This window comes from Thalassolituus sp. UBA6592, assembly GCF_002433655.1.
GTDB lineage: Bacteria > Pseudomonadota > Gammaproteobacteria > Pseudomonadales > Oceanobacteraceae > Venatoribacter.
This window is the reverse complement of sequence record NZ_DJIO01000132.1, coordinates 1-5100: the sequence shown is the minus strand read 5'-3', so window position 1 is coordinate 5100 and position 5100 is coordinate 1. Positions and strand designations below refer to the sequence as shown.

The window sequence follows — 5100 nt, the reverse complement described above, 5'->3', positions numbered from 1 at the left end:
GAGCGGCTGTGTCAGAGCGGCTGTCGGCGGACGCAGTCTCAGAAACGGATCCGGCCCTGCATAATGTCGTTGTATACGGCCTCCGTCAGCGACTCATAGCGGTCTGAGTCAGCGGCCAAATAGCTCAGCGGAGCGGTTGTCAGATGGGGGTGGAAGGCCTCTTTTTTCAGCTCCACTTTGCGGTACTTAAAAGTGCCGGTGATGGTTTCTTCAGGCTGGATACGGATAAAAAGCGGAATGGCATAGGCCGGGAGCTTTTCCTGTAAATGCTGGCGCAGGGCACGCGGATCGATGCTCAGATTACGTTTCAGGGTTAATGCTGCCATGCCGGCGCGGCCGTCGCTGTGCGGTAATCCAACGCCATACACAACCGCATGTTCGATGGCCGGAAATTCCATCAGAATGGATTCCACCTCAGTCGTCGCGACGTTTTCGCCTTTCCAGCGGAAGGTATCGCCCAGACGGTCCACGAAGGCAACATGACGGTAGCCCTGGTTTAACACCAGATCGCCGGTGTTAAACCAGCAATCGCCTTGTTTGAATACGTCACGCAACAGCTTTTTATTGCTCGCATCTTCGTCGGTGTAGCCGTCGAAGGGCTGTTTATCGTTAACCTCGGTAATCAATAAGCCGCTGGCGCCTTTTTTTACCGCCTGCATAAAGCCTTTGCTGTTGCGTGTCGGGGCGTCATTTTCAATGTCGTAGTCGATGATGTTGTAAGATAGTGGGCACAGGCCCGCGGTCTGATCCAGATTAAGCGCATTGGTAAAGACCAGATTGCATTCGCTGGCGCCGTAAAATTCATTGATATGGCGGATGGCAAAGCGCTGTTTAAATGCCATCCAGATGTCCGGGCGCAGACCGTTGCCAATGATGACCCGGACGTTGTGCTGACGGTCTTCTTCTGACGCTGGTGTATTCAACAGGTAGCGGCAAAGTTCACCGATATAACAAAAGGCCGTGGCCCTGTGGCTGCGGATATCCTGCCAGAAGCGCGACACACTGAATTTACGCGCGATGGCAATACAGGCCCCGGCGCCGAGTACGGCGGCAAGGGAGACGGTCAGTGCGTTGTTGTGATACAGCGGCAGACTGACATACAGCACGTCGTGTTTATTCAGGCGCATGGAAGCCAGCCCCATGCCCGCCATGGATTTAAACCAGCGGTAATGACTCATCACCGAGGCTTTGGGCAGGCCTGTAGTGCCTGAGGTAAAAATGTAATAGCAGGGCTGATGCATGCGCACCTGACGCGTGGTCGTCGGATTATTATCCGGCATGGACGCCAGTGCATCGTTCAGGTTCAGGCAGTACGCCGGACACTCCTGTTGCCCGCTGTCGGCAACAAAGTACAGCTGGGATTTCAGTGCCAGCGACAGTTTCTGTTCAACGCTGGCCAGCGCGCCGGTCATTTCCTCACCACTTAACAGCACCTTAGGCTGAATAAGACGAATACTGTGCTCCAGTACTTCACCGCGCTGCGAGGTGTTCAGCATACCGGCAACGGCGCCGAGTTTAACTGTCGCCAATACGGCAATGAGCGCCTCCGGGCGGTTTTCCATCAGAACACCGACGCTGTCGCCGGAGCGCACACCCTGAGCCATTAATAAATGGGCAAGACGATTGGCGCGTTTATTCAGCTCCCGATAGGTCAGGGTCTGTTGATGATAGCGCAGCGCGACATGATCAGGTTGCAGGGCCGCGTGTTGTTCCAGTAATAAACCGATGGATTTCTTTTTTTCCGGGCGGGTCGTCAGCAGGGCCGTTACACCGCGCAGGGTTGTGGGTAATTCAGGAATGATGGCGATGGCACCACGAACGACATTAAGAAAGGATACATTGCGGATTTTCTCCGCTACCGGCTGGGCGTCCGCGGCGGTGAAGCCGTTGGCTGACGTCACTGTACGATTCATAAAGAAGACCTGTGGTGATTTTTTATTATTAAAATTGTCTGGCCGGGGGCGCATCCGTGGCGTTATGCCCGCAGCACGCGCATTGATCTCCCGGCGTGATCAACAGCCGCGCGTGTGCAGGCACAGTGTATCGGCACTGGTGAGATTTACAGGGTCAGCTGTCGCCAGACGCAGCAGCCTGCTGGCATAAAGAGATACTGTCGGCACAGGCCGCCGTTACGGCACGGCCGATCAGTTCGCCCGCCAGGGTATGCTTTCCACAATACTGAAGGCTTTCAGAGTCAGTGTCCGGGCAGAACACGGCGTGACTGTCTGTACCTGTGCCGCTGGCAGGTAAGCCGGACAGCGGGCTGATCAGGCCGGCGTCGCGGACGGCTGTGACTTTACTTTCTGTCAGCAGAATCAGCGCCTCGGTCATGGCTTGTGGGCTTAATGGCTGGCTGACAAAGAGAAAAATATTGATGGTGCCGGCTCTGGGCTTCTCTTCAGGGCTGAGCATCGTGGGGTCACCGCAGCGCAGCAGGTTGCTGAGGCCACAGGTGACCCAGCATTCCACCCACAGGGTGTCATCGCCTTCGCGGCGGTAGCTGAGTGATTTCATGGAAGCCGCGGTCATCATGCCTGTGACCGGCATCGCCAGCTCAAGCTCCATGGCCATTGCCTGCAGCGTATCTGCCGGCTCCGGCCAGGGTGGTGGCTGGTGTTTATCGACCCTTAGATTGAGCAGTGAACGGGTCTGACTCATACCGCCATTAAGTACAGCGGAGCTCAGCACATGGCAGGTCTGGGGGGCGAGCAGAACAATGTAATCAGGGTGATTAATCAGCTTAATTTGGGACATTTGCCCGTACTCGTTATTATGGGGCCAGTTACAGCCCTTAAGGTTACACAGGAATTCAACATGCTGACTTTATTGTCGCCGGCCAAGACTCTGGATTTTGACACGCCACCGACCACGGACAAAGCTACACAGGGGATTTTTCTTGATCAGTCAGCGCAACTGATTGACGTGCTGCGCAAATATTCGCCACAGGAACTGGGTGCGCTGATGAAGCTGAGCGACAAGTTGTCTGAGCTGAACGTACAGCGTTACCACGACTGGCAACTGCCGTTCACCGCAGACAATGCCAAGCCTGCGGTGCTGGCGTTTAAAGGTGATGTTTATACGGGTCTCGAAGCCGATCAGCTGAACGAAAAGCAGCTGGATTTTGCTCAGCAGCATGTGCGTATTCTCAGCGGACTGTATGGTGTTCTGCGCCCGCTGGACCTGATTCAGCCATACCGTCTGGAAATGGGCACCAGGCTGAAAAACCCGCAGGGGAAGGATCTTTACACCTTCTGGGGTGATGACATTACCGACGCTCTGAACAAAGAGCTGGAACAACACAAACAAAAAGTGGTCGTTAATCTGGCATCCAATGAATATTTCGGCGCCGTTAAGCCGAAAAATCTGAATGCAGAGCTGATTACGCCGGTTTTCAAAGATGAGAAAAACGGCAAATACAAAATCATCAGCTTTTACGCTAAAAAAGCCCGGGGTCTGATGACCCGCTGGTTGATTGAAAAGCGCATTGATTCTCCGGCAAAGCTGCTTCAGTTTGATGTGGCCGGTTACCGTTTTTCAGAAGAAGAATCCAGCACTGATACCCTGGTATTCAAACGCGCAGAAAAGGATCTACCAAATGCTTAAGACGATTGTTACCACCACTGCTGCAGTGGTTCTTGCCAGCAGCCTGACCGGCTGTGTACTGGCGCCACAAACCATCGCGCTCAATGATGAGGTAACAACACCATCCGGACAGCCGGCAACTCACCGCGACGCGCTGGTGCGGGTGATTGATGATCGCGGAATTGGAGCCGATTTTCTCGGAACCCGGGGAGGGCGTGCGCCGGAGAATTCTCCGCTGCTGTCTGACCGTCCGTTGAAAGACAGTCTGTCCGATAAACTGCAGGCCTCCTTACAGAAACTGGGTTTTGGCGGCTCTTCCCCTGTGGAACCGGTGAAAGTTCAGATGAACGTCAACCGCTTCGCCTATCAGTGCAATGAAGGGGTTGTCGTCAACGAATGCAGCATCAATATTGATCTGGCGCTGACGGTTATTAATGGCAATAAAACCTTCAGCAAGCCTTACCGCGTGAATGAAACCCGCTCGCTGGCAGCCTCACCAGTCGCTCAATACAATCAGGAATGGGTAAACAGTGCGCTGGATAAACTGTGGAATCATATTTTCACAGATGGCGAACTGCTGAATGCGCTCGAAGTAAATATCTGATCTGAGACTGGCCGGTAAACGGGCCGTTCTATAAAGCAACAAACCCTGCCTTGTGCAGGGTTTATTGTTTCTGGGGCTCTGGGGCTCTGGGGCTCTGGGGTTCTGGTTTAAAAGTTTATGGTTTAAAAGTCTGTTAAGGTCGGCATCTGCTTTTCTGTTCCTGTTTTTCAGGCCCTGTTTTTTGTATGGAGAGGAATACCAATGAACGCCGTTCAGCTGTTGTTTGCCGCCTACGCGCTGTTTTTTGTGGTAATGGGTTGGCAGGTTGCCGACCGGGCTGTGTGGTACGCCGAGGTCACACCTTTGCTGCTGTTGTACTTTGCGCTGCTGGCCACGCAGAAATGGTTTCGTTTCAGTCTGCTGTCTTACGCGGCGGTTTTTTTGCCTCTGGCCTGGCATACCGTGGGTGCCCATTACACTTTTGCCCTGGTGCCGTTTTCCGGGGTGATGGATTTGCTCGGGCTTGAGCGCAATCCTTATGACAGGATTGGTCATTTTATGGTCGGTTTTTTCGTTTTGCCCATCAGTGAATTTATAATCCGCAGACAGCTGGCGGGTAAAGCATTGGCGGTCATGTTCGCTGTGTTTGCCATCGGTACTGTGGCCGCTGTTTATGAAATCATTGAATGGGTTTATGCGGTGACAGAAGAGGGTGAAAGCGGGATCAGTTTTCTCGGTGCCCAAGGCGATATCTGGGATGCACAGAAAGATATGCTGGCCGATTTACTGGGTGCGGTCTGTGCTGCAGGGGTTGCGTTAAAATAGTTGCGTTAAAGTGGGCTCTTAAAGGCGATCATGCAGACCTGAAATAAGGCTCAGCGACTCAGTCGGAAAACAGATCGCAGCGCTGACTGATGGCCATATTGTGAGATATAAAAAACCCCGCTGTCGCGCACTGCTGTCCCACAGTTTAA

General features: G+C 53.5%; 5 protein-coding genes. 3 read left to right on the top strand and 2 right to left on the bottom strand.

Features of this window, described 5'->3' with window-relative positions; all coding sequences use genetic code 11:
- Positions 1 to 38: 38 nt before the first annotated feature.
- Together B2Z72_RS12610 and B2Z72_RS12605 are read right to left on the bottom strand one after the other, a co-directional pair.
- Entirely contained in the window at positions 39 to 1913 is a 1875-nt protein-coding gene (locus tag B2Z72_RS12610) for a long-chain-acyl-CoA synthetase (RefSeq protein WP_297004969.1), read from the bottom strand.
- A 154-nt stretch (positions 1914 to 2067) separates the two neighbouring features.
- Positions 2068 to 2754 (bottom strand): adenosylcobinamide amidohydrolase, encoded by a 687-nt coding sequence (locus tag B2Z72_RS12605; protein WP_297004966.1) that lies wholly within the window; start codon positions 2752 to 2754, stop codon positions 2068 to 2070.
- Positions 2755 to 2814: 60 nt separating this feature from the next.
- Here B2Z72_RS12605 and yaaA point away from each other — a divergent pair, with 60 nt between their 5' ends.
- The 3 genes from yaaA (at position 2815) to B2Z72_RS12590 (ending at position 4951) form a co-directional block, all read left to right on the top strand.
- Positions 2815 to 3603 carry a peroxide stress protein YaaA gene (gene yaaA / locus B2Z72_RS12600; RefSeq protein WP_297004962.1) on the top strand — a complete coding sequence of 263 codons (789 nt, stop codon included), beginning with the start codon at positions 2815 to 2817 and terminating at the stop codon, positions 3601 to 3603.
- Positions 3596 to 4186, top strand: a complete 591-nt coding sequence (locus tag B2Z72_RS12595; protein ID WP_296981955.1) for a YajG family lipoprotein — start codon at positions 3596 to 3598, stop codon at positions 4184 to 4186. Before yaaA ends, B2Z72_RS12595 begins: the two co-directional genes overlap by 8 nt.
- A gap of 201 nt (positions 4187 to 4387) precedes the next feature.
- On the top strand, positions 4388 to 4951 hold the full coding sequence (locus B2Z72_RS12590; protein WP_296981957.1) for a DUF2238 domain-containing protein: 564 nt from the start codon (positions 4388 to 4390) through the stop codon (positions 4949 to 4951).
- The last annotated feature ends 149 nt before the right edge of the window (positions 4952 to 5100 follow it).

Coding starts and splice junctions, on each gene's coding strand:
- B2Z72_RS12595 (WP_296981955.1), top strand. CDS start 3,596: ATGCTTAAGACGATTGTTACCACCACTGCTGCAGTGGTTCTTGCCAGC.
- yaaA (WP_297004962.1), top strand. CDS start 2,815: ATGCTGACTTTATTGTCGCCGGCCAAGACTCTGGATTTTGACACGCCA.
- B2Z72_RS12605 (WP_297004966.1), bottom strand. CDS start 2,754: ATGTCCCAAATTAAGCTGATTAATCACCCTGATTACATTGTTCTGCTC.
- B2Z72_RS12590 (WP_296981957.1), top strand. CDS start 4,388: ATGAACGCCGTTCAGCTGTTGTTTGCCGCCTACGCGCTGTTTTTTGTG.
- B2Z72_RS12610 (WP_297004969.1), bottom strand. CDS start 1,913: ATGAATCGTACAGTGACGTCAGCCAACGGCTTCACCGCCGCGGACGCC.